The following is a 24,233-nucleotide window of genomic DNA, read 5'->3' as shown; positions in this document are numbered from 1 at the left end:
GTTGCGGTCGAATACGGGAGATCCGCTCACTTCTTACACTTTTGTAAGCGAGACGTAAGCAAATGCCATTTCTCCTCTATCCCCGGATGAGCTAGGATAGGAAGAGTGCGCGATCGGACGGCGAACAACGAGAGAAGGAAGTGATGGGATTGAGCGAAAACGCACCTACCATGAACCAACGAATTGATACATTAGATACCGTACGGGGCTTTGCATTAATGGGCATTCTCCTCGTCAACATTGTGGCATTGCTGTATGCGCAAACACCTGAGATCGGAAGTGTGGACCACTGGCTGTTCCAGTTTTTCAATTTCTTTGTGGAATCTCGCTTCTTCGTGATCTTTTCCTTCTTGTTTGGCGTAGGCTTCTATATTTTCATCAGTCGGGCAAAAGAAAAAGGGGCCAATAGCACTGTTTTGTTCATTCGGCGTCTGATTGCGCTACTCGCTCTTGGCTTTGTGCATAAAATGTTTCACCCTGGTGAAGCACTTTTCATCTACGCTATCTTCGGTTTCATCTTACTGCCCTTTTATCGATTGAAGGCGCGAACCAATCTGATTATCGGCCTTATTCTTTCTATCGCTGTCTGCTCTATTGGCTTCAAAGCGCTTTTGGTGCTTCCCTTGTTTATTCTGGGACTTGCTGTCGGGCAGTACGGAGTCTTTCAGGACATTCCGAGATTTATGCCTGTGATTAAAAAAGTGCAGGGCGTGACCCTCGTCCTTTCGTTAATCGGCTTGTTTATTCAATACCGACTGACTCCGACTGATCTAGCAATGAGTGGGGCGAATCTGGTTGTAGACGATACCGTGTCAGAAGAAGCCCTCCAGCAGTTGATGAACTACACGATTGCCTTGACCTCTACTGGTCTTGTCATGGCTGCCTTTTACACGACTACCTTGATTCGGCTGCTGCAAAATAAAACCGTTCAGACCGTCCTCTCTCCGCTGACCAGCTACGGTCGCATGGCTTTGACAAACTACGTCGGACAAACCGTATTGATCCTTGTGGGAGGCTATTTGTTCGATTGGTTTGGCAATCTCGGCTACCTGCAAACGACATTGATCTGCCTTGGTATCTACGTGGTGCAAATGGTATCAAGCGTACTCTGGCTATCTGCCTTCCGCATGGGGCCACTGGAGTGGGTATGGCGATTATTTACGTATATGAAAATCACACCGTTGCGAAAATAAACAAGCAAAGACCCCAGAAAAGCTGCCTTGGTTGACAGCCGACTGGGGTCTCTATTATTTTTTCGCCAAGTATTTACGAATGTCAAAAGCAACGGCTGCCACAATGATGAGTCCTTTGATGATGAGCTGCCAATACGGGCTGACTCCGATAAACGTAAGACCGTAGTTGATGACACCAAAAATAAGGACACCCGCAAGCACTCCTGGAACGGTACCAATTCCGCCAGACGTCGAGACTCCACCTACCACACAGGCTGCAATGGCGTCCAGCTCGTACATGTTGCCGTAGTTGTTCGTCGCGCCACCTGTCCGGGCTGCCTCCAGAACACCACCGAGTCCATACAGGGCACCAGCAATGGCATAAATGATCATGAGGTTGAAAGCAACGTTGATCCCGGAAACAGTTGCGGCCTGCATGTTGCCCCCGATGGCGTACATGTTTTTACCAAGCCGTGTTTTGTTGAAGATCACCCAGACGATGAACGCAACCATGATCGCAATGATGACGATATACGGAATCGAATACGGGCCACTCGGGCCGATGTACCCTGTCCCAAGCTGATTGAAGTCACTCCGCAGTCCGGCTATTGGCTGCGATTGATTGGGCTCCATATCAAAATAGATAGAGTTGAACCCGTATACAATGACCATCATGCCCAGCGTGGCGATAAAAGGGGGCACACTAAAGCGGGACACAATGATGCCGTTGATCAGGCCAACCAGCAAACCCGCAGCAATTGCAATGATAATAGGGATAAGCAACGGCAAATCGGGTAAATCGGGGAAAAATCTCCTTGGATAGTCTTGAGTTTGCAGCATCGAAGCGGAGATGACAGCCGTCAATCCGACCACTCGCCCCGCGGAAAGATCCGTTCCGCCCGTAATAAGAACAAACGCAGCACCCAAAGCAATAATGGCACGAGTTGAGGATTGGATCAAAATATCCCGAAGCGTTGTAATGGAAAGAAAATTGGGATCGTAAATCGCTATTCCCGCTATTAACAAAACCAGAACGATATAGATGGCGTTTTGCGTAACAAAGCCATGCACCTGTTTAGCAGACAATTGAGACATGCCTGTTCCCCTCCTTTCTCATGCAAGATGCTTGGTAGCCAGCCGCATAATTTCTTCTTCCGTTGCCGCTGTACCTGACAAAAAACCGGAGAGCTTACCCTCGCACATAACCATGATCCGATCTGACATGCCAAGCAACTCCGGCATTTCCGAGGAAATCATGATGATGCCTTTTCCCTGGCTCGCCAGCTCCGCGATGATGGCGTAGATTTCGTATTTGGCGCCGACATCGACTCCACGCGTAGGTTCGTCCAGCAATAAAATAACCGGATCAGTCAAAAGCCACCGCGCCAAGAGAACCTTTTGCTGATTGCCTCCTGACAGGTTTTTGATCAGTGCTTTCATCGAAGGAGTCTTGACGCGGAGCATCTCGATGCTTCGGCTGACATCTGCTCTTCGCTTGCGCTCATTGAGGAGCAGAAAAGGTGTTTGATAACTGGCCAAATTCGCAATGACCGTATTTTCCAGAATCGATAAGACAGGAATGATGCCGGTGACTCTCCGCTCCTCCGTCAAGAGCGCCATTTTGTACTTTTTCGCATCCTTCGGTGATTTGATCCGTACCTCCTGACCGTTGATCGACACTTTTCCTGCTGACACTGCCCGCAATCCAAACAATGCCTCAATCAGCTCTGTTCGTTGTGCGCCCACGAGTCCGCCTATGCCCAAAATTTCGCCTTTGCGCAATTCAAACGACACATGCTGAAAGGACTGCGAAAATGGGGAGGTCAGTCCCTCTACCTTCAAAATGGGTTCTCCTGGTGTATTGGATCGACTTGGGAAACGCTGAGTCAGGTCCCGTCCGACCATCTTGGAGATGATCAGGTCTGTCGTCAGCTCGACTGCCCGCCATGTTCCAATGAGCTTGCCATCACGCATAATCGTCACGTCATCCGCGATCCGTAAAATTTCTTCCATCTTGTGTGAAATATAGATGATGGCGACGCCTCTGCTCTTCAGTTCGCGGATGATCGCAAATAGCTGCTCCACCTCGTTTCCTGTCAGTGAAGACGTCGGCTCGTCCATAATAATCACTTTGGATTGGTAGGAGACAGCTTTGGCAATTTCAAGCGACTGTACCTTGGATACAGACAAGTCACGGACAACAGCGTGCGGATTTAGGTCCATTCCCAAATCAGCAAACAGCTTCTCCGTATTTGAAAGCATTTTTTTCTCATCCACGAACGGAAAAGGACCGATTCTTTTGACCGGAAAACGTCCCAGCCATATGTTTTCCATGACATTGCGAAAGGGCACCGGATGCAGCTCTTGATGAATCATGGAGATGCCATGTGCCAGGGCGTCCTTTGAGCTGCTCATCGTCACCTGCTCCTGGTTTAAGACGATTTCTCCCGCATCTGGCCGATAAATTCCGAAGAGACACTTCATCAGGGTCGATTTGCCCGCTCCATTCTCTCCCATCAGTGCATGGACTGTTCCGGGACGGACTTTTAGCGTGACATCATCGAGTGCCTTGACCCCTGGAAATTCTTTATGAATGTGGTTCATTTCCAACAAAAACCCCTGCTGGCCCATGTGAATGCCCTCCTTCTTGCAAAATCATCCCCATCACCGAAACAGGAGAGTCGGATTCGTCTCTTCACCGACTCTCCTGCTTTTTATTTCGCCTCGTTCATGTTCTCCTTGGTGATTTTTTTGTAGGGCACCCACACGTACTTGCCGTCCGTAATGTCAAAGCCTGTGGAGTCTTTCGTAGGCGTTTCACCCTTCGCCAAAGACGCTGCGATGCTAAGAGTGGCTCTTCCTTGGTTATTCGCATCGTTGAGGACCGTTCCGAGCAAGGTACCCGCCTCGAGCTCCTTTAGAGCGGGCGCTGTGGCATCCACGCCAACAACGGGCATGTACTTGCCATTCGCAAAATAGCCGGATGCCTTCAGCGCTTCGATTGCCCCCAGTGCCATATCGTCGTTGTTGGCAAGAACAGCTTCGATCTTGTCACCGGAAGCTGCGAGGAAGGCTGCCATCTTTTCCTGTCCTTTTACGCGATCCCACATGGCCGTATCTTCCGCGACCTTCTCTACTTTAATCCCCGCATCTTCAATTGCCTTCACCGAAAACTTCGTCCGCAGCTCAGCATCCTGATGCCCTGGCTCGCCTTTTAACATGACGTATTGGAGGACACCATCCTTGTTTTTATCTGCTTCCGGATTGGCCTTCCAGTAATCGACGATCAGCTGCCCAGAGATCGTGCCGGATTCCTCCGCTTTCGCTCCCACGTAGTAGACCTTATCCCACTTCTGCATATCCTCTGGCATCGGCTCACGGTTGAAGAAGACGACAGGAATATTGGCTTGCTTCGCTTTGTCGATAAGGACGCCAGCAGCTGTGCGATCCACCGGATTGATGGCGAGGGCATTTACCTTTTTGTTAATGAACAAATCCACTTTGTCATTTTGCGTAGGCTGGGCATTCTGGCTGTCAACAATGTCCACTTCCGCTTTGCCCTCTGCGGCTTTCGAAATCGCATTGCGTACTCCTGTCATGAACGTATCATCGAACTTGTAGATCGCGACTCCGACTTTGGGATTCCCCGCAGGAGCCGTCCCTCCCCCCGACGCTGCCGGCTGCGAACCTTCCGATTGTGAGCATCCAACCACTGAGAGTGTAACAACGGCTACCATTGTAGTGGCAATCAGCTTTCTCATTCGATAATCCCCCTTTATCCCCTATGTTTACATCTGATATATACCAAATGTAAGCGTTTTCCTGAATGTGTTCCATCGAAAATCCTGCGCATTTTTATCAAAATTCTCATCTGTTTTTCGGTGGCCTATTTAACGAAGGGGAAGAGGAGCTTTTGATTCTCCGACCAGAACATATTCTCCCGATCGATTACTTTTGTTCCGGTGTCGACCAGACTGGGCACTGCTTCTCCGTTGCTCGCTTCGACTGCGTACTTGACGCCGAGATATCCCATCGATAGCGGCTTCTGGATGATCGTCGCGGAAATAATTCCTTCCTGCAAATACTCGAGCACTTCCGGCGGACTGTCGATTGCTACGATTTTGACTTTGTCCCGCAGTCCACTGTTTTCCATTTCCTCGGCCACACCGATCGCTGTACTGGCATCGAGTGCAATCACTCCCTTCAACTGCGGATGCTTGCGGATCAGTTCGCGCGTCCACTCACTGATCTGCTTTTTATCTGAGGGAACATTTTCGTTGGCAACCAATTCAATCTCTATTTCCCGTGGGAGCAAGTCGAGGACGCCCTGTTCTCTTTGCTTGGCATTTGCCTTTGATCTATCTGTGCCGAGCAATGCGATTTGTCCTTTCTTTTCAATCAAGAACACCATTTTTTCGAATGCCTTCATGCCCATGTCGTGATTATCCGTCCCAATGTAGCTTTTCACTGCTGAATCTTTTCCAACTGTGTCGAGCACAAGGATCGGGATGGCCCGCTCCCTTGTCAGCTTGATGGCTTTACGCAAAACTTGCTCGTCGCTAGGTGCCACCACGATTGTCTCGGAGCCATCTGCGATTGCCTGCTGCACCAGCTCCAATTGCCTCTGGGCATCCTCCTCGTAGTCCGGCGCGTAGAAATTCAGGTTGCGCTCATATTCCTTGGCAGCCATCTCCGCCCCGAGCTTGACCGTTCGCCAATAATCGCCATGCTTCATACGGACGATCAACGCCACTGTCTTTTTCTTGTCTACTTCCCCATTCGTTAGCGGGGCACTACACGAGTAAAAAAGCGTCACCGCTGCCAAAACGACCAGTCCGTATACGCTCAATCGTTTCACCACTGCTGTCCTCATAAACGATCTCGCCCCTCTGCAACCTGACGCGGAATCCATACAGACACAACGGTCCCCTCTTCCTGTTCGCTCTCGATTTCCAAACCGTACTGTTCACCGAAGGTCAAGCGTATGCGCTCTTGCACGTTTTGAATTCCAACCCCCGAGCCTTCTTCGCTTTTGTAAAAGCCAGCTTTTACTTGGGCAAGGACATCAGGGGACATACCCAAACCATCGTCGCTTACCTGAAGTAACACCTTACCGTCGATGAGAGCTGCAAATATGCGAATCCGGCCCGGATCAGCCAAATGCTCAATCCCGTGGTAGATAGCGTTTTCCACAATCGGCTGGAGCAGTAATTTCAGGGTCAGACAGTTGAGTACCTCATCCTCATCCTCGACCACGATCTCGTACTCAAACTTTTGCTTGTACCTCATTTTTTGAATAATGAGATAATGACGCACATGCTCAAGCTCTTCGCGCACCGTGATAATGTTCTTGCCTCTGCTCAGGCTAATCCGAAACAGCTTTGACAACGAAGTGATCGTGGTGATGACATCCTCGTTTTTTCCGTTGCCGACCATTCTGACCACAGAGTTCAACGTGTTGTACAGAAAATGCGGATTGATCTGTGCCTGTAGCACCTCCAGCTCGCTTTTTCGTTTGGCTTCCTGTTCCCGAATGATCTGGTGCATCAATTCCCTGACCTTCGCGACCATCAGATGAAAACGCAAGGAAAGCTGTTCGACCTCATGGCTTCCCCGGATCGGTTCACTCTCTGAAAAGTCTCCCTGCTCCACCTTTTCCATGGATTGCTCCAGCAGCTTGATCGGTCGTGATATTTTCGCAGAGAGATAGTGCAGCACGAGCAACACAATGACAATCACAAAGATGAGCAGCCAAAAAATGAAGCGGCTGATTTCTTTTTTGGTCGTGACAATCTCGTCCATGTAGGAGACCCCAATGATTTTCCAGCCTAGCTGATCGATCGTCTTGATGGTGATCAAGCGCGTTTCGTCGGGTGTCTCTTCTACATAGCTGCCGTAAGAATGCTTCAGCGGCAAAGAACGGTTTTCATTTTTCAATCCGGCGTAAATCAACTGCTGCTGCGGATGGTAGACGATGTTCCCGACCAAATCGATGATGTAGACATACCCCTTTTTCCCCAAGCCCACCCTCTGGCACAGGTCATCGATCTCCTTGAAATTCACATCGACTAAAAGTACGGCAGGTATTTCTCCATCAGGTCCGTGGAGAAGAATTTCCCGACTCATTGAGACAACCCAGGTGTACTCCTCTTTAAACAAGTTCTGGATATGCGGGAGCGAAAAGTTCAGGTTCGTCGGGTCCTCGATCGCCTTTTGGAACCAGCTTTGTTCGGTCAAACGCGTGTTTTTCCTCAGTACCTTGGAAGGAGTTGTAGCCAATAGCGTTCCGTCTCGTGTAAAAACCGCGATAGAGACGATATCCTTTCTCGTTTCTACTATGGTCTCAAGCTGTTCGCTCAGCTTGTATGCCGTGAGCCCCTTGCTTCTTCTGATCTTGTCATCGACGAGTTCGAAAATTTGCGTCATCCCGTTCAAATAGCTGTCCAGATTGTATTTCACCTGCTCCAGGATTTGCTGAGTGTGCAAATAGGCGTTTTGTTCTGCCGTCTGCGCAAATTTTCCGTACAGCATCACCCCGACAAACAGCATGACGAGTACCGTCACGAGTGTAAAGGAAGTGGTAATGATAAATTGAATGCCTTTGACCTTGATCACCGTGAGCAATCTTTTCATGGGTTAACCTTCCTGCTCGCTCTGACTTCGGTACTCTTTAGCAGACATACCTGTATACTTGCGAAAACTGAAACTAAAATAATTGGGATCGGTATATCCTACTTTCTCCGCGATTTCAAAGGACTTCAAATCGGTTGTCCGCAAAAGCTCCTTGGCCTTTTCCATGCGCAACGACAAGAGATAGGACACAAAGGTGGTTTTCGTCTCTTTCTTGAAAATACCGCTAAAATAACCGAGGCTGATGTGCAGATGCTCGCACACCTTATGGATGGATATGTCGGGAGAATGGTAATGTGCGTGGGTGAAATCCAATGCCTGCGTGATCAATCGCCTGTATGTCGTTTGCCGTCCGCTTGCGATATTCGCCATGAGGCGCTCACAAATATCTGTTATCTGTTCTCGGGCATCCTCCATACCGGTAAAGGTCGTCATAACCTGCAACAGATAACGTTGGCCTCCAAACAGTTGATCCATGTCAACTTCGGCACGATGGGCAGTCTTCAAAATGGTCGTCATAATCTCCAACAAATAAATTCGGTAGTCCTCAATGGATACGGGTACACCCGCCACTTGAGCAAACAATTCATCAATCACGGTCCGAAGCTCCGTACTCGTCCCCATTTTGATGCACCGAACCAATTCATGCTCCCTTCTCTCATCGAGGCGTATCTGCTCACTCGCTTGCTTTTCCACGTCATTGATCACAATCATCCTGTTGCAGCCGAGGATGCTTTTGTAATCGAGTGCCTGCATAGCGTTCTCATACGAGTAAGGGAGTGCCGCTGCATCAGTCACGACGTTGCCGATTCCGATTGTTACCGTGATGCTCATATATTTTTCAATCGTTCGCCTGATTTCTTCTGCGATATTTTGTGTTCGCACTTCCATTCGCTGCGTGTCGTCTGCTTTTGTTCGCATGAGCAGCACTACCTGATCTTCATGGAGAAAAACGATGCCCGCCTGTTTGCCTGCGTTCAGCTGCTCTTCTGCAATATTTTTCACAGCGAAAAGAAACAGCTGCTGCTCCTCCCGCTTGGGCTGGTCTATACAAATGACCGCCACGAGGTATTCGGGACTCCTGAGCTCTATCCCGTATTCGCATGCTTTTGAAAAAACATCGTGCTGTACGAGTTGACGACTCAGCAAAGATGATAAAAAAACTTCCCGCAACACCGGCAAGCTTTTTCGATAGCTATCGCGCAGCAACTGAACGTTTTCCCGATGGGCCGCCTCTTCGTCCATCCGTCGCTTGACCTTGTCCAGCGCTTCCATCAGTTCGCTCGCTGAAAACGGCTTGAGCACATATTCATCAATTTGCAGCTTCACGGCCTTTTGCGCGTACTCGAACTCATCAAACCCAGTCAAGATAATGATGCGAATGGCAGGGTAATCGCGCCCGATGGACTCCGCCAGCTGAAGTCCGTTCATAAAGGGCATCTTGATGTCGGTTACGACGACGTCCGGTCGCAGCCTCTCTACCAGTTCCAATGCCTCTCTGCCGTTTTCTGCTTTGGCAACCACCTCGTATCCGTGGCTATGCCAGTCAATTTCTTGGCTAACCCCTTCCCTTACATCTTCTTCGTCATCTACCAATATCAGCTTATACATAGGCACCTCCCGCTGTTGTACTTGTACAACGGGAGGCGATTGTTTTCCTGCAAATGGAATTAGTATGGCGCTACCAAGTCTTATTCAGATCATCTGCATAGAACAGAATCGCTTTTTGATAGGCCAAAATCGTAGGATCGCTTGAGGTTTCTGCGAGGTTTTTCAGGAGGAGATTCATGGCTTCGTGATGCTTCCCTAGATTGTAATACGCCATGGAAAGAAAAATCGGAAAGGAACGGTCGCAGGGGAACTGTTGCATCCCCTTTTCAAGCGTAGCTGCTGCCTGCTCGTATTGTCCCAGTGTGCGATACGTACTGCCCAAACCAAGTAATGCCCCTTGCAGGTCGTCTTCGACAGACAGTCCGAGCTCAATCGCTTTTTCGTAAAAGGGAACGGCTTCCTTCTCCAATCCGGCTGCATCGTGTCACCACGCACACTGATAATGGGCGACAGGATCAGTCGGAGATTGGTTAACGAGCTGAAGGGCAAGCTGGATTGCTTCGTCCAGATGCCCTTCCTTTCGCAGATGAATGATAGTTTGGATCATCGGGTTCATGTGAGCACTTCCTTTGCCTGGGTATCTCTCTTCCCCCTTAGCGTAACAGGGCAGCTTGGCAAGGTGAAGACACAAATTAGTTATGCGCCCTGCAAGGATTTTGTCCGCTCTCTTTCGCTTCTCCGTTGTCGGTACGCTCTCATCCATGACCAGACCAAAATGAGAAACGGAACCAGAACCAACAGGATCAACAGGATGCCGTCCCAAAACTCCCACGAGTGAAGCGGAGCGTTTTTCATGTCGTCGGCGATGATCCAAATGAAATCAACCGCCATGCGCAGCTGATACTGGACAAAAAACCAGATGCCCCACACCGATCCAATCAAGTAGACCCAGCTATACCAACGGATGACCCTTTTCTCATGGTCAGCTACGTACTCCCATTCCTCCTGCTCATCCTGTGTCAAGGAACGGAATTTCCCTTTCAAAAACATACGTGTATTCACCATCAAATTGGAGCATTGGAACTTGGTTGCCAACACGTAGTACAAGTCGGTCTGCATGAAAACCATAAACTGAAAGGCCAAAGCCATGAGAAGAATGACATTCAGCATGCGAATGAATGCTTCCATGAAGGGCACAAGCGTCAGCCAGCCTTGATCATTGGCAAACAACAAAATCACACCGATACCCATAAACATCGCATCCCAGGACATCCCCGCCAAAAACGCCCTGTATCTGCGCTGTGGCTCAACGAGAACAATATTGGACATATTCGTCTCTGCTACAGCAAAAACAAGTCGATGCCCCAGACCGATACGACTGCCGATCCCCAATGATCGGGCCGCCATCAAGTGAGCCATCTCATGGAAAAACAGAAAAACCCATGTGGCCACGAAAGAAACCACTACCGAAACCGTCACGGAAGAAGAAACAAAAATATCGGAATAGACGGGGATATACTTGCCCGTAAACAAACAAATGAAAAGACCCGTGAAAAATAAGATACCGTATAATCCAAAGGCAACACGATTAAAGAAAAACTGACCCGTCCCTTGCTTGATCCAGGAGAAATGATCCACTACCGGTACTGGCTCGTTGACAACCTCTCCATCTGCCATGTAGACAAATTGATAGGAAGCGATTAAATCCTGCGCAAAGTCAAGCACATCCACCGGTTCGCCCAACTGTTCTTCCATGATCGTCGCGACTTCATTGATGCTCTTCCCTTCATCCAGCATATCGATAATCTCGACACCAATGGCCGGAAGCACAATAAAATTGCTGATATCCGTTCGTCCAATGAGGATCTCTTCCTCGTTTTCCGCCCGACGCGCAAGCGGGTGCATCTTGAGAATGCTATCTCCGGAGATATTCAATTGACAGACACCTTCCTCTCTTACAGGAACGATTCCTTACTTTGCGAGCACTTCATTTCTCTTGATGTGAAAAATCGGCTCCATTCCGCTGCCGCTTCCACAAGTCGGACAATCGGCTTCATTTCGCTCCCACTCAAAAAACACGCTCTTCTCCAACGTGTTGAAGTCGAAAATGATAAATTTGCCCGCTGATTGTACCGGAGCGATTCCTGTCAAATACCTGATTGCATCGGAAGCCATCATTCCTGTAATCATCATGGTGTTGGGTGCAATGGTAGCGGTAGGCAAAATAAAGTTGGTATCGAGCAGCCTTTGAATCAACTGCGGATAGTCCTCGATCTGCGCAGAACGATGCAAATGCATGCAGTCGATACAGCCTGTCTTGCCCGGTTCTACCATGAAGAACTGACCTTCGATGAGGTTGAATCCCCCGGCAATAAACGGGATTTGCAGCTTGGTGCAGGCATGATTCACCCATCTCTGCAAAAAGAAAAAGGGCTGATCGGCTGCGAGCATCACGAGGTCACTACCGGCAATAACCCGCTCTACGTCTTCGCTGGACGTGATTTGCATCGTCTCCGTTTCAATCGTTACCTCAGAATGAAGCCTTCCGATGAAATCACGTGCCGCTTCTACCTTCAAGCGACCAAGATCATTTTCGTTAAAGACCATCTGCCTGTTCAAATTGCTGAGCTCTACTCTATCAAAATCCACGAGCTTGATATGCTGGATTCCCGCGCCTACCAGATTGACCAGTAGCGTAGAGCCAAAGGCACCCATCCCTAAGATCGTCACTTTTTTTCTACTGAGCAGTTCCTGTAGCTCACTTGGACTTTGATTGAGATCGGTAAACAAGGAAAAGTAGCGGATATTCGCTTTATACCTTTCCTTTTGTTCCGAAGTAAGGACGGAAGCCTCTTCTTTTGCCTGATCCATCAGAAAGCCCAAGCCACTCAGTGATTCCACTGCTTCCACTATTTCTTCATACGTAATTTCGGGGTAATCGACAACCAACAATGTATGTATTTCACCGATAGTACGAGTGCCATCCATCAGTTTGATCATCTTGCGGATGGACCCATTCTCGTCTTCCAATTCGAATGTATAGCCAGGAGCCTCTCCCAAGCGGATCATCTGCTCTGTTACTTCATAAACGGGATGCACTGGTTTAAATAAAGGACGACGTTCCATACAAAACACCTCCCAATAGTGGGGTTCGCTAACCCGGCTGTTTTAGATGAAAAAAGGGAATAGCTCGTGTGCTATTCCCCCCTCTTCTTAAGAGAATTAAGCTGCTACTGCAGTAGTGCGAACGCTTTCAACTTTTTTCGCTTGGATTTTCATGGATAGTTCCTCCTCTCTATGATTGAAAATTAAGACAACTTCATTATATTTCATGAATTTACATAAATCTACAAATATTAGCAAAAAATTATATATTTTGGTAATATTCTACTATTTATTTCGTAAGCAATAGTATTTTCCTTCCATTTTCTATTAAAAATCCTAAAATTCCTTCTTTCAGGAAAGAATTCTCTATTCTTTTTTGGAAAATACCCCTTATTTTGGGACACTTTCATTTTGGGATTCGTAGTACTAGGATGTAATAAGAAAATTTAACCAAGATCACTTTTGTTTGATCAAAAAAGGAAAAGCTGCGCAGCGAGCCTTTTTTGCTTAGGAGGAGCACAAATGGAGGAAGATCGAGTGATCATCGGACGGGTCTTGCAAGGAAACAAAGACGCTTACTCCGAGATCATTGCCAGATACCACGGAAAAGTAAGTTCCATACTTCGTAAAATGCTGGGACATACACCGGATGCACAAGATATCGTGCAGGAAATTTTCATTAAGACGTACTACCATTTACCAGAATATAAGACAAACTACGATTTTTCTGCATGGTTGTACCGGATTGCGGCCAACCACTGTCTGGACGAGCTGCGTAAACGTAAACGCAAGCTTACACTCAGCTCGAATGAAGAGATAGAGCCAGTGGATAGCCACACGCCGGAGGTTGCCTTTTTGAATAAGGAGGGGCAGCGCTTGTTGCGTCAAAGGATGATGTCCGTCGAAGAAAAGTATCGGATCGTCCTCGAAATGCGCTACTTCGAATCATTGAGTTGTGAAGAAATCAGTCATCGACTGTCGATTCCGTCGAGTACTGTGCGGACGCGCCTGTCTCGTGGAAAGGACAAACTAAGGGAAGCCATTGGGCATGCAGGGCAAGGGGGGGACTTTCATCTATGAAATGCTTAGATAAAGGACAAATTGCTTTGTATCTATACGATCTTCTTGAACCAGAGGAAGCCGAGGTCATAGCAGCCCATTTGGAAGAGTGCCCTCATTGTCAATTGAAGTTGAAGTATGAGCTGAACGAGCTGGAAGATCCAGAGGAATCGCTAGCAACAGATGAGCCATCCCATGCTGTCATCCATGCCATTATGGCGAATCTGCCCCCTTACCCTATACACGTTCTGAAACGCTCAGAGAGACAAAACATACAGAAGAAAATTGATTGGAAGAAAAGGAGTCTGGATATCGTGAAAAAAGCAACCATCGCCGTCGCAGGAATGGCAGCAGTCGTCTATTTTGGAACACTGACTTCACCATCCTTTGCGACTTATGTAAATAACTTGTATGCCTCTACCATAAAATCAGATCCGCAGCAGACAGAGAGTAGCTTGTTTTCAGCAGAAGCGTCCGAGGACGCCCTCATCCAGCGTGGACTTGAAAGAGGATATAACAAGAAGCTTGATTTGAAAGCCGTCGACAACGGAATGACGCTGGAAGTAAAAGAAGTTATGGCAGATACGAGGGATGTCCGAATTATTTTCGGCTTCAAGGATAAGAATGGCAAGCAGCTTGAAAAGTTGTTCCGGAATTTGCCAGTGGGGGATGAAGATAAACTGAACGAAACCTATGAAATAAAAATCACAGACGAAGAGGGAAACGTTCTTGATACAATTGATAAGTACCATCTTAAATATAACAAGAAGGAAAGCATCGGGGAAAAAGATGAGTACTTGATGGTCAGCCGACCGATTAGCCGATACTTTACAGATGTCAGCAAGATTCCTGACAAACTAAACATCGAGCTTCGCATCAAGAAGCTGGACAAAGTTGACGGAAATTGGAGCGTGACCATCCCTGTTGATATTTCCAAAGCTAAAAAGGAAACGAGAATTGTTACGATTAACGAGCATTTTACCGCTCCCAATGGCGAAGTGATTAATCTGAAGCAAGTGATGGTGACACCTGGCCAAACTGAATTCGTTATCGAGAATATGGAAGGAAGCGGTAGTTCCCCATCCTTAACTTATGAAGTGGTGGACGATAAGGGGGCTGTACTCGCAGCTTGGAGCACTCTGGACCTAGTGAGTGAATTTGGGGAAGAGCCGAATCCATTTTTCAAAAATGTAAGCAGGGAATATTTCGTTCGTGCAACCGATGACAAAAATATTTACTTCATCACCTTTCATTCCTTGCCAACGGATAAAAATCTAACCTTTAGAGTCGGTGATAATTACGATCAGCTGCCTTCGAATTTTAAGCAAAAGCTGTCCATTGAGACACTAAAAACCACTCCTGTAACGATAAAGCATGAAGGAAGCACACTAACCTTCTCAAACTTTGCTTCAGAAGAGATAACGAAAACAAACCCAATCACTTCTGAAAAACACAAAAAGCTGCGTAGTACCATACAGCTAGAGGCAACTTTGGCACCGGGTGTGATCTTTTTAGACTCCTGGGAGGGTGCTGATGACAAGGGCAAAGAATACGATTTTAATTTCATAGGCTCTACAACAAAAGACAAAAAAGGGAATTTTATCATGAAAGGTACACTCGTAGATGAGATGGACGTCATCCCAAAAGAGTTGACGCTTACGATCGAGGAACAAGTGAACGGAGCAAAAGATATGGATTGGAGCGTAGCACTTCCACTGAAGAACTAACGCAAAAATAAAACCACCCTCCCAATGAAACTGTAACAGCTCATGGGAGTGGTGGTCTTTTTTAGTTTTGGGTTCCTTTTACAGCCTTCACAGTAGAAAGCGCAGCAGCGAGATCATCATAAACGACATTCCCTACAACAACCGTATTAGCAATCGCAGCCATTTCAGCCGCTTGCTCCGAGTTACGAATCCCGCCGCCATAAAAGAGGTGGGCTTCGCCCGCGCCTGCCTTGGCTGCCTTTACGATTGCCGGATCGCCGTATGTACCGCTGTACTCCATGTAGACAATCGGCAAACGACAAATGTTCGTCGCTACCTGCGCGTACGCTTTGGCCTGCGAGGCATCCGCAATCGGACGTGCTTTCGTCAGCTGTGCTACGCCCGCGTCTGGATTAGCGATGATATATCCTTCTGTAATGATCTCATCCCAATGAATATAAGCGCCAAACGCTTGAAGCCCCGATACATGTGGAGCAAAAATCCAGTCTGGATCGCCAGCGTTCAATACGAGCGGGATCAAGTACGAATCAAATCCCGGCACAACTGCATCCAGCGAGGAAATCTCCAAGACAGCCGGTACTGCGTAACGACGCAATCGCGACATCAATTCGAGCGTATTGTCATAGGTCACACCGTACGTGCCGCCCACAATGATCGCATCTGTTCCGGACTCGCATATTGCCTCCAAGGCCTCGTCATCGATTGTTTTATCCGGGTCTAGTTTAAATGTATGGCGCCAGCCACGATAGTCAATCAACGTTGCCTGCCTCCTAGCTATTTTCCGATCCGCTCAAGCGCCATCTGGTATCCGTCATTTCCATAGTTCAAACAGCGTTTGACGCGGGAAATAGTCGCCGTACTTGCGCCGGTCTCTGCTTCAATTTGATTGTAAGTAAAGCCTTTACGGAGCATTCTCGCCACTTCCAGGCGCTGTGCGAGCGACTGCATTTCGTTCACTGTGCACAGATCGTCAAAAAATTGATAGCACTCTTCCATTGTTTCCAGGGAAAGAACAGCTTCAAACAATTGCTCGAGCCCTTTTCCTTTTAATTTTTCCAATTGCATGTCTGTCACCTCTGTTATATAGTCCGTCTTTTCGAGCGGTTTCTCACTGTACAATTTTTAAGCACTAAAGCTTCAACAATTATCTTAGAAGAAACCGCCTTCATCCGCAACCCCTAATCCTTACTGGAACTTGAGGGACTTCGACAGACCCGGTGAGTTCGACAATATGGACACCCAAGTATTCCCGGGCAAAAGCGGTACTTCTTGCGTCAAAGCCGCATCCTCATAGGCACGGATGACTCCATTGCTTCGCTTCCATTTGATCTTGCGCGCTTTTCCTTGCTGGAACAAATAACCGTCCCCCGGACCGATTACATCGACTGAAAGACGCCCTTCTTTATCCAGCACGCGGTGTTTGGCTGAGATGACCAACAGATTGGTCGTGGACAACTGTTTCTTGTCGCTCAAGTCCAAATGCGGCTTGCCTGCCGTGAAGCGCATGTATTTCTTTTGCTCGGCATCATATGTAAAAGCAGCTTTATTCAATGAGTGGAAGGTCAGATCCACCTGTGTAGCAGGCTCGCCTTCCTTGATCTCGGCATTCTCCGGCAAGAACGTGAAGTGAGGTACCTCTGCCGTTTGACGCATCCCTTTATCCTGCATCGCTTTTTCCAGGAGCTCTGGCTTGGTGTACAGGTTATGTGGCGCTTTGCGGAATTTTTCTCGCCAAAAGTATTGACCGTTCGGGATTTCATCCAGATGACTGAGGTCTTTTCGCGCCAAGGTTTCCAGCGCATCCGGACTGCCTCCCGCGTGAACGAGGACCGCATCAAACCCAGTCCCGATCTGGATAAAATAAGGGCGGATACTGCGGACAGGTCCGATTATTTCCGGTTTTTGGCTTTGGAATATCGCAAGAAAGCGGGTCATTTCCCCTTCTGACAATACCTCATAAATCATGTCTGCTTTGTTGATGCCTGTTTGTGGACGTGCGGGTGGAGCGTTGTTGATCATCACCATGATCGGGCGTTTGCTCCCCAGGTTTTCGTGACTGCCAAGTCCTGTCATCGGTGCCTTATACGCATATTCGATGGGCTGATTCGTTTCCGGTGGCGTTTGCACAATCGGATCAGGTATCTGTGGACTAGGCTGGGTGTCCACTGGCTTTTGACCGCAAGCTGTCGTTAAGAGCATGAAGGCTAGTACCATGAGAGACGATTTGACTGTTCGTTTCATATGAATCGCTCCTTTCCATCTCTCGTTGTCTTTTTTTCCCTGTTTCTTTTTCCAGAAGGATACAGGGGAATCCTGCTTCCACACGTTTTCCACGATTCTCATACGTCCATGCCACACATCTCTTTTCGGACTATGCTACAATACTGATATAAAACAGATGCAAAGCGAGGCCGAAAGCTATGAATACCCCCTACCTCGTCTATCTGGTGGACGATGAAACGAACCTGTTGGAGCTCTTGCAGTCGTATTTGCAAAGTGCCGGATTGCAGGTGAAAGCGTTTTCTAGCGGCAAGGACGTCTTGCCGTTACTTGATCAAGAAACACAGCCACATTTGTGGATATTGGACATCATGATGCCCGACATCGACGGCTATGAGCTCTTGCGTCTTATCCGCGAAAAGTCGAATGTACCCATCATCTTCATCTCCGCTCGCGATCAGGATGTCGATAAAATCATCGGATTGGAATTAGGCAGCGACGACTACTTGGCGAAGCCATTTCTCCCTCGCGAACTGGTCATCCGCGCGAAAAAGCTGCTCCAGCGTACCTATGAGAAGCCTGGTGCCGCTGCTTCCTCAACCCAAACTTTCCAAGATTGGGTAACCGTCGATCCTTATATCATCTCAGAAAAAGGCAGACAAGTAAAAGAAGGCGACGAGCTCATTGATTTAACCACCAAAGAATTCGAGCTCATCATCTACCTATTGCACAATCAAGGTCTGGCCTTGAATCGTGAGCAGATTCTAACCTCCATCTGGGGGGAAGACTACATCGGCTCAGACAGGGCTGTCGATGACTTGGTCAAGCGCATCCGCAAGAAAATGCCCAAGTTTCCATTGGAGACGGTCTATGGCTTCGGCTACCGAATGACGCGTATATGAGCAAATTCCGGCTAAAAAACCTGCCGATTTCCAGGCAAATCCTTATTTTATTCATGATCCTGACAAGCGTCCTCGGGGTTGGCCTTGGCATCGGGTATCCGATGGCTGTCAAACAGTATCTGGTGTCCAACACTTACTCGCTCTTGGAAGAAGAGTTTTACACTTTATCGCAGCATATCTCCTTCAATGAGCATAATGAGCTGCTGCCTGTTCCGGCTGCGGCCCCTTACTTTTTACAGCTCTTGCTCCAGCGCTATGAGTACTCCTTTGATATGATCGTCTATGCTGAGAACGGACGAGAGCTGGGCAGCCGAAGCAATGGCCGCATTCCGTATGAGGATGCCAGGGAGTTGTTCCAGCAAGCCGCCTCGTACCCAAGCAACAAGCTCCAGCATGGTTCGCTGGACCGTGGAGCCGAGAACTATTTGTTTGTCAGCAAAAAAATGGATTACCACGGCTTCCCCTACTACATGGTGCTCTTCTCCAAGGAGCAGGAGCTCAACCAGATCAATTCGATTTTGACTCGTCAGTTTTTGCTGGTGTTTGGTCTGCTGCTGCTCGTAAGCTGGCTTTTGGCCGTGTGGTTTAGCGGGTATTTGAGCAGACCGCTCCGCACACTGGAGGAGCTGTGCAAAAAGATCGCTCGTCGGCAGTTTGATATCCCGCTTGCGATGGATCGCGGGGACGAGATCGGACAACTCGCCCGCTCATTCGATATGATGAAAAACCAACTGAAGGAATACGACGAGTCGCAGCAGCATTTTGTCCAAAATATTTCCCATGAGCTCAAAACACCGATCATGGCGATTCAAGGATACACGCAAGGACTCATCGAAGGCGTCTTTCAAGGCCCGCAGGCAGAAAAAGGGCTTTCCATCATCATGGAGGAGAGCAAGCGCCTCGAAAAGGTTGTCGGTCAGCTCTTGTATATCACGAAGATCGAGTCTGTCTCTCAAATGATGCAAGTCGACCGGGTCGACCTGTCAGAGATGATGCACCTGTTGAAGCAACGGCTCTCTGTGCTCAATCCACAAATCGAGTGGGAGTTAAATCTGGCAGACGACTTGATCGTGGAGGGAGACGGCGAGCAATTGAGCACTGCGTTAGTCAATATCATGGAAAATCAACTGCGCTACGCCAAAAGCCGACTAACCATCACAGGGAGACATGCAGGAAAAAGCGTCGTCGTCACGATTTCCAATGATGGCCCCCCCATTGAGGAGGCGCTGCTGCCGAATTTGTTCCAGCGTTTCCGCAAAGGAAAGTCGGGCAAGCATGGACTTGGACTCGCGATTGCCCGTGCCGTATTGGAAGCACATAAGGGGACGATTGATGCCCGCAACGATCCAGATGGGCCTTGCTTTACGATGATCGTACCTGTTGAGTTTAAAGGCAGATTGAACTGATAAGAGGGGGCTTTGTCCTCTCTTTTCTATTCTAAAGGAGACATTCGATAAAAGCGCAGGAAGATACCGTGACAAATCTGAGCTTCTCATCGTTCCCGATTTCTACATAGGCTTCGTCAAAGACATGAAAGCCTGTGTTCACAATTTTAGTAAAGAAATTACTCCTGCTAACGATTCCCTATTGACGTTGTCGAACTTCACGGTTACCATGGTAAAAATTTCTCTAATAAAGAGGCAGTTCAAAAAATGGAGACTAACTTCACCTAGGAGGAGAGAATCGTGGCTTTTTATTACACAGAACCATCTCGGACGTTTAATGAGTTTTTGCTGTTGCCAAATCTCACCACAAAAGAATGCACACCGAATAATGTAGACTTATCCACTCCGATTACTAAGTATAAAAAAGGTGAAAAGCCTGCCATCTCACTAAACATACCGTTCTCATCCGCAGTCATGCAAGCAGTTTCCGACCATCATATGGCGGTCGCATTGGCTAGATGTGGCGGTATTTCGTTTATTTTTGGCTCCCAATCCATCGAGAGCCAAGCGACCATGGTTCGCAAAGCAAAGGGCTATAAGGCTGGTTTCGTCGTTAGCCGCTCCAACCTGACACCAAGCCATACGCTGAAAGACATTTTGGAATTGAAAGAGGCGACAGGCCACTCCACCGTTGCCATTACGGAAGACGGTACGGCAAAAGGCAAGCTGCTCGGAATCGTAACGGGTCGCGACTATCGCATCAGCCGTGACTCTCAGGACAAACTCGTCAGCGACATCATGACACCATTCTCGAAGCTGATCTATGGCAAATCCGGCATCACGCTTTCCGAAGCCAACGACCTGATCTGGGAGCACAAGCTCAACTGCTTGCCAATCGTAGACGAAAACCAAAATCTCGACTTCCTTGTTTTCCGCAAGGACTACGATTCCCGCAAAAACAATCCACTGTCCCTCTTGGACGCGAACAAGAGCTATATCGTAGGTGCCGGTATCAATACAAAGGACTACAAAGAGCGCGTCCCTGCGTTGGTGGAAGCAGGCGTTGATATTCTGGTCATCGACTCCTCCGACGGCTTCAGCGAATGGCAGCGTGAGACGGTTCAATATGTAAAAGAAAACTTCAATGTTCCGATCGGTGCAGGGAACGTCGTCGATAAGGAAGGCTTCCGCTACCTCGTGGAATCTGGCGCAGATTTCATCAAAGTAGGGATTGGCGGCGGCTCCATCTGCATTACCCGCGAACAAAAGGGAATCGGACGTGGCCAAGCCTCTTCCCTGATTGAAGTGGCAGCAGCTCGCGACGAATACTTCAAGGAAACAGGCATTTACGTTCCACTCTGCTCCGATGGCGGAATCGTACACGACTACCACGTGACACTGGCTTTGGCTATGGGTGCAGACTTTGTCATGCTGGGCCGTTACTTCGCTCGCTTCGACGAAAGCCCGACCAAAAAAGTGAAGATCGGCAACAACTTCGTGAAAGAATACTGGGGAGAAGGCTCCAACCGCGCTCGCAACTGGCAACGCTACGACACTGGCGGCAAAAGCAGTCTCGTCTTTGAAGAAGGCGTAGACTCCTACGTACCATACGCGGGAAGCCTGCGCGAGAACATGGACCGTACCTTGAGCAAAATCAAATCGACCATGTGCAATTGCGGGTCGCTCTCCATCTCAGAGCTTCAGCAAAAAGCTCGGATCACCGTCATCTCTGCTACCAGCTTGGTAGAAGGCGGCGCACATGACGTAATCTTGAAAGAAAGCAGCATGGCTGCAGAGTAAGATAATCGACGCATAATCACAAAAAACCAGTCTGCAGCTCACAGTGCTAGCAGGCTGGTTTTTTTCTTAGGGCACCCACACTCAGTAAGAGAACGGGCAAGAACAAACCGTACGTCAAGGAATACGGCATCCAAATTTCTGAAACGAAAGTATCAAAATAAGCGCGGTTAGGCATCGTCGCCAATGCTACCACAATCATGATCATCCCCAGTGGCAGTGTCAATTGGCGGTAATCTCGCAACCCAACTGTATACGCGATTCCACAGCTTGTCGCATAATAGCAAACGGTAATTTTGACAAAGAGCGTGATAAACCAGATGACGGCCATCAACACTTCTATTCGCTCCAAAAAATTACCGATACTGATTTTTTGCGCAAGTGTGTAGCTTGGGTAGGCGAGCAGCACAGTAATATCGGCGCCTAAAACCAAGATTGCCACAGAAGTAATCATCGCCAGGCAGAAATTTGTGAAAAGGATGCCTAAGATATAGGCTTTGGCCGCTCGCGCTGGCCGTTTTACCAAGGGAAACATCACAATCAGAATGACCGTTTCCAGCAAATAACCCATGTATCGGAAGTTCCCCCCGATAACTGGAGCGATTCCATGCGCAAGCACAGGCTTCACATTTTCAATTTTGATCTGGGGGGAGATAAATGCAATCAAGACAAAAAAAAGCAACAGAAAATACGGAAACAACAGCTCACCCACCCTAGAAAAGGCTTCTGGCCCACTGCGGACTCCCATTACGATGATCCCCAAAAAAAGGACAAGAATAATTTCAATCGGGGTCTCCTGCATAATCTGCGTCGTGACAAAATCGCCAATCTCCATCAGCATGAGCGAAGCGTCGATGAAGAAGTAGGTGATGAACAAAACAGCCACCGCTTTCCCCATCCACTTCCCCAATATTTCCTCGCTGTACTGATAGATCGACTTGTTCGGATACCGCATACTCAGCGAAACATACAAGTAGGTTAAAAGAAAGCCTTCCCCCCACCCGATGAGGGCGGAGATCCAGGCATCTTGTTTGGCAGCGGTAGCAGTAAGGGATGGTACGTACAAAATCGCATCACCAATCCCGAAAAGCGCCACGAGTATCATGAATTGCCTTGCGCTAATATGACCGTTGTCTATCAATTCCTCTCGCTCCCCGCCTCGCTGCTGGCTACTGCTTCATTCCACAGTTCCCAAAATGAAGTCGCTGAATGGTTTATAGACAAATGTGATCCAGTCCAACGGGTTCGGAATATTCGCCTTAAGCGATTCGGCTATCCCAAGTCCCGTTCCAACTACAAGCAAAATGAAGAAAACCAGCATTTCCTTTTTCATCGCGTTCCTTCTCAAATAAGGCACCTCAAAGAGGGCAATGAGCAGGCTGATCAGCAAAATCAATATAACGGTCCACATGCTATGCCGTGCACCTACTTTTTCGCAGGATTACCTTTACCATTTCCATGGATGGAAAAAGTTATGCTCTACTCCTTTTTCATGAAAGGAATAAACGAATTGCCCACTTTTCCTGACCGCCTGATCTTCACATCTGTTTTGATCTTCACTTTCAGGTTGGCGAATTGAGAATCCCAATCCTCTTTCACCTTTTCCCACCCTTTGGGGTCATTTTGGTAGATCGACTGCCCAAATCCAAAAACATCTGATCTGTATTGCTTTTGCGCTTTATGGATGGCGCGCAAGGTTTTGTCTCTGATCTGCTTTTCTACGTCAGCTTCCAATTTGTAGATGGTTTTGGGATCGGACAAATCGTTGCTGCATGCTACCTCGCCCACATTGCCTTCTGCGGAAATACTCACTTCCACCTGTGGTTTGCCTTTTTCCGCCTTGCCGCTGACAGTTGTTTTGCTTCGGATGATCTCAATGACAATTTTATTGTTTTTATCACAAGGAATTTCTTCTACGGTACTGTCCACTCTGTCTGTGATGTAGCTGAATCCGATGCTTTCCTCTTCGTTAAACCAACCCCGCAGCTTGTCTCCTTTGAAGACACCGATTTCGTGATACCTCAACAGCGATGACTGGCTTTCCTTTTGGGAATTGGCCCCAGAAGTCCCCATATGTACCTTCCCTTTCAAATTAACGCCTACCAACACTGGCTCGATCCCGTCCCGTAGCAAATCCGCAATAAATTCATCCAATTGAATGGAGACAATCGATCCCCAGGCACTCTCTGCTGTTTCCAAGCTTTTATAGAGCTTCGTCGCCGGGATTTTTTCCAGTGGATCAATCATGCTGAGAATTTGCAGGGCTGTCGCGTCCTTGGCCAAAATGACATAAAAATCAGGCCGGACCTCATGATCGCGAAACAACAAATCCAGCACTTCCTTTGCCCCTTCTTTTGCTATCTGCTCCCCCAAAACCAGCACTTGGATATGAGAAAAGTAAAGCCTTCTCGGGGTTACCGTTGTCATTTTCCGGATTCCCTCAAAAATACTAGATGCCCGCATGCTGTAAGTCGCAACAGATGATTGGTTCATCCCCCCGCCCTCCTTTGACGCTACCCCTCCCGGATTGACGATTTGGGCGGAAATCACGTACTCTCCGTCAATCTTGTCGATACCAGTCCCCATGACGATCGCCAAATCATTCAATTCTCTGCGGTTCCAGCAGCCTGTCAATAAAACGAGAAGAGTCAGAGCCAGGAGGAACACCCCTTTTCGTTTCATGCC

The 24,233-nt window shown here is 48.1% G+C and carries 20 protein-coding genes and 1 pseudogene; 6 read left to right on the top strand and 15 right to left on the bottom strand.

What is annotated here, in order from left to right; genetic code table 11:
* The first annotated feature begins 143 nt into the window (after positions 1-143).
* Positions 144-1,193, top strand: a complete 1,050-nt coding sequence (locus HP567_RS06435) for a DUF418 domain-containing protein (RefSeq protein ID WP_173610755.1) — start codon at positions 144-146, stop codon at positions 1,191-1,193.
* A 54-nt stretch (positions 1,194-1,247) separates the two neighbouring features.
* On the opposite strand, the gene mglC is transcribed toward HP567_RS06435, so the two are convergent.
* The 9 genes and pseudogenes from mglC to HP567_RS06390 form a co-directional block, all read right to left on the bottom strand.
* Positions 1,248-2,267, bottom strand: a complete 1,020-nt coding sequence (gene mglC, locus HP567_RS06430; protein ID WP_173610619.1) for a galactose/methyl galactoside ABC transporter permease MglC — start codon at positions 2,265-2,267, stop codon at positions 1,248-1,250.
* Between the two features lie 18 nt (positions 2,268-2,285).
* Positions 2,286-3,803 carry a sugar ABC transporter ATP-binding protein gene (locus HP567_RS06425; protein WP_173610620.1) on the bottom strand — a complete coding sequence of 506 codons (1,518 nt, stop codon included), beginning with the start codon at positions 3,801-3,803 and terminating at the stop codon, positions 2,286-2,288.
* An 83-nt stretch (positions 3,804-3,886) separates the two neighbouring features.
* Complete coding sequence (locus HP567_RS06420; protein ID WP_173610621.1) at positions 3,887-4,933, bottom strand: galactose ABC transporter substrate-binding protein; 1,047 nt, start codon at positions 4,931-4,933, stop codon at positions 3,887-3,889.
* 125 nt (positions 4,934-5,058) lie between these two features.
* Positions 5,059-6,045: a substrate-binding domain-containing protein gene (locus HP567_RS06415; RefSeq protein ID WP_173610622.1), complete on the bottom strand. Its 987-nt coding sequence runs from the start codon at positions 6,043-6,045 to the stop codon at positions 5,059-5,061.
* The gene (locus HP567_RS06410; protein WP_173610623.1) at positions 6,042-7,805 is read right to left on the bottom strand and encodes a cache domain-containing sensor histidine kinase; all 1,764 of its coding nucleotides are present in this window, start codon (positions 7,803-7,805) and stop codon (positions 6,042-6,044) included. Before HP567_RS06410 ends, HP567_RS06415 begins: the two co-directional genes overlap by 4 nt.
* A gap of 3 nt (positions 7,806-7,808) precedes the next feature.
* Positions 7,809-9,413: a response regulator gene (locus HP567_RS06405; RefSeq protein ID WP_173610624.1), complete on the bottom strand. Its 1,605-nt coding sequence runs from the start codon at positions 9,411-9,413 to the stop codon at positions 7,809-7,811.
* 70 nt (positions 9,414-9,483) lie between these two features.
* A pseudogene (locus HP567_RS06400) lies at positions 9,484-9,969 on the bottom strand (tetratricopeptide repeat protein).
* Positions 9,970-10,049: 80 nt separating this feature from the next.
* Positions 10,050-11,288 carry a PqqD family protein gene (locus tag HP567_RS06395; protein WP_173610625.1) on the bottom strand — a complete coding sequence of 413 codons (1,239 nt, stop codon included), beginning with the start codon at positions 11,286-11,288 and terminating at the stop codon, positions 10,050-10,052.
* Between the two features lie 36 nt (positions 11,289-11,324).
* Positions 11,325-12,479 (bottom strand): HesA/MoeB/ThiF family protein, encoded by a 1,155-nt coding sequence (locus tag HP567_RS06390; RefSeq protein ID WP_173610626.1) that lies wholly within the window; start codon positions 12,477-12,479, stop codon positions 11,325-11,327.
* Positions 12,480-12,980: 501 nt separating this feature from the next.
* On the opposite strand from HP567_RS06390, the gene HP567_RS06385 reads away from it, so the two are divergent.
* Both HP567_RS06385 and HP567_RS06380 read left to right on the top strand, forming a co-directional pair.
* Positions 12,981-13,538, top strand: a complete 558-nt coding sequence (locus HP567_RS06385; protein WP_172141814.1) for an RNA polymerase sigma factor — start codon at positions 12,981-12,983, stop codon at positions 13,536-13,538.
* Positions 13,535-15,244: a DUF4179 domain-containing protein gene (locus HP567_RS06380; RefSeq protein WP_173610627.1), complete on the top strand. Its 1,710-nt coding sequence runs from the start codon at positions 13,535-13,537 to the stop codon at positions 15,242-15,244. The genes HP567_RS06385 and HP567_RS06380 overlap by 4 nt, the downstream gene beginning before the upstream one ends.
* 61 nt (positions 15,245-15,305) lie before the next feature.
* On the opposite strand, the gene HP567_RS06375 is transcribed toward HP567_RS06380, so the two are convergent.
* From HP567_RS06375 to HP567_RS06365, 3 genes are all read right to left on the bottom strand, one after another.
* A complete protein-coding gene (locus tag HP567_RS06375) occupies positions 15,306-16,001 on the bottom strand; it encodes a heptaprenylglyceryl phosphate synthase (RefSeq protein ID WP_173610628.1) in 696 nt (231 codons plus the stop codon).
* Positions 16,002-16,018: 17 nt separating this feature from the next.
* Positions 16,019-16,309, bottom strand: a complete 291-nt coding sequence (locus HP567_RS06370) for a YerC/YecD family TrpR-related protein (protein WP_007717484.1) — start codon at positions 16,307-16,309, stop codon at positions 16,019-16,021.
* A 120-nt stretch (positions 16,310-16,429) separates the two neighbouring features.
* On the bottom strand, positions 16,430-17,485 hold the full coding sequence (locus HP567_RS06365) for a DUF3048 domain-containing protein (protein WP_173610629.1): 1,056 nt from the start codon (positions 17,483-17,485) through the stop codon (positions 16,430-16,432).
* 179 nt (positions 17,486-17,664) lie between these two features.
* On the opposite strand from HP567_RS06365, the gene HP567_RS06360 reads away from it, so the two are divergent.
* From HP567_RS06360 to HP567_RS06350, 3 genes are all read left to right on the top strand, one after another.
* Entirely contained in the window at positions 17,665-18,366 is a 702-nt protein-coding gene (locus HP567_RS06360; protein WP_173610630.1) for a response regulator transcription factor, read from the top strand.
* Positions 18,363-19,772, top strand: coding sequence for a sensor histidine kinase (locus HP567_RS06355; RefSeq protein WP_173610631.1), 1,410 nt, complete (start codon positions 18,363-18,365; stop codon positions 19,770-19,772). The genes HP567_RS06360 and HP567_RS06355 overlap by 4 nt, the downstream gene beginning before the upstream one ends.
* Before the next feature lie 279 nt (positions 19,773-20,051).
* On the top strand, positions 20,052-21,551 hold the full coding sequence (locus HP567_RS06350; protein WP_173610632.1) for an IMP dehydrogenase: 1,500 nt from the start codon (positions 20,052-20,054) through the stop codon (positions 21,549-21,551).
* A 46-nt stretch (positions 21,552-21,597) separates the two neighbouring features.
* On the opposite strand, the gene HP567_RS06345 is transcribed toward HP567_RS06350, so the two are convergent.
* The 3 genes from HP567_RS06345 to HP567_RS06335 form a co-directional block, all read right to left on the bottom strand.
* Positions 21,598-22,689 carry a GerAB/ArcD/ProY family transporter gene (locus HP567_RS06345; RefSeq protein ID WP_173610633.1) on the bottom strand — a complete coding sequence of 364 codons (1,092 nt, stop codon included), beginning with the start codon at positions 22,687-22,689 and terminating at the stop codon, positions 21,598-21,600.
* A 36-nt stretch (positions 22,690-22,725) separates the two neighbouring features.
* Positions 22,726-22,959, bottom strand: coding sequence for a hypothetical protein (locus HP567_RS06340; RefSeq protein ID WP_173610634.1), 234 nt, complete (start codon positions 22,957-22,959; stop codon positions 22,726-22,728).
* A 68-nt stretch (positions 22,960-23,027) separates the two neighbouring features.
* Positions 23,028-24,230 (bottom strand): Ger(x)C family spore germination protein, encoded by a 1,203-nt coding sequence (locus HP567_RS06335; RefSeq protein WP_173610635.1) that lies wholly within the window; start codon positions 24,228-24,230, stop codon positions 23,028-23,030.
* Positions 24,231-24,233: the final 3 nt, after the last annotated feature.

The sequence above is a fragment of the Brevibacillus sp. M2.1A genome, from assembly GCF_013284355.2.
GTDB lineage: Bacteria > Bacillota > Bacilli > Brevibacillales > Brevibacillaceae > Brevibacillus.
The sequence above is the reverse complement of the archived record's forward strand: the minus strand, read 5'-3'. Positions and strand labels throughout refer to the sequence as shown.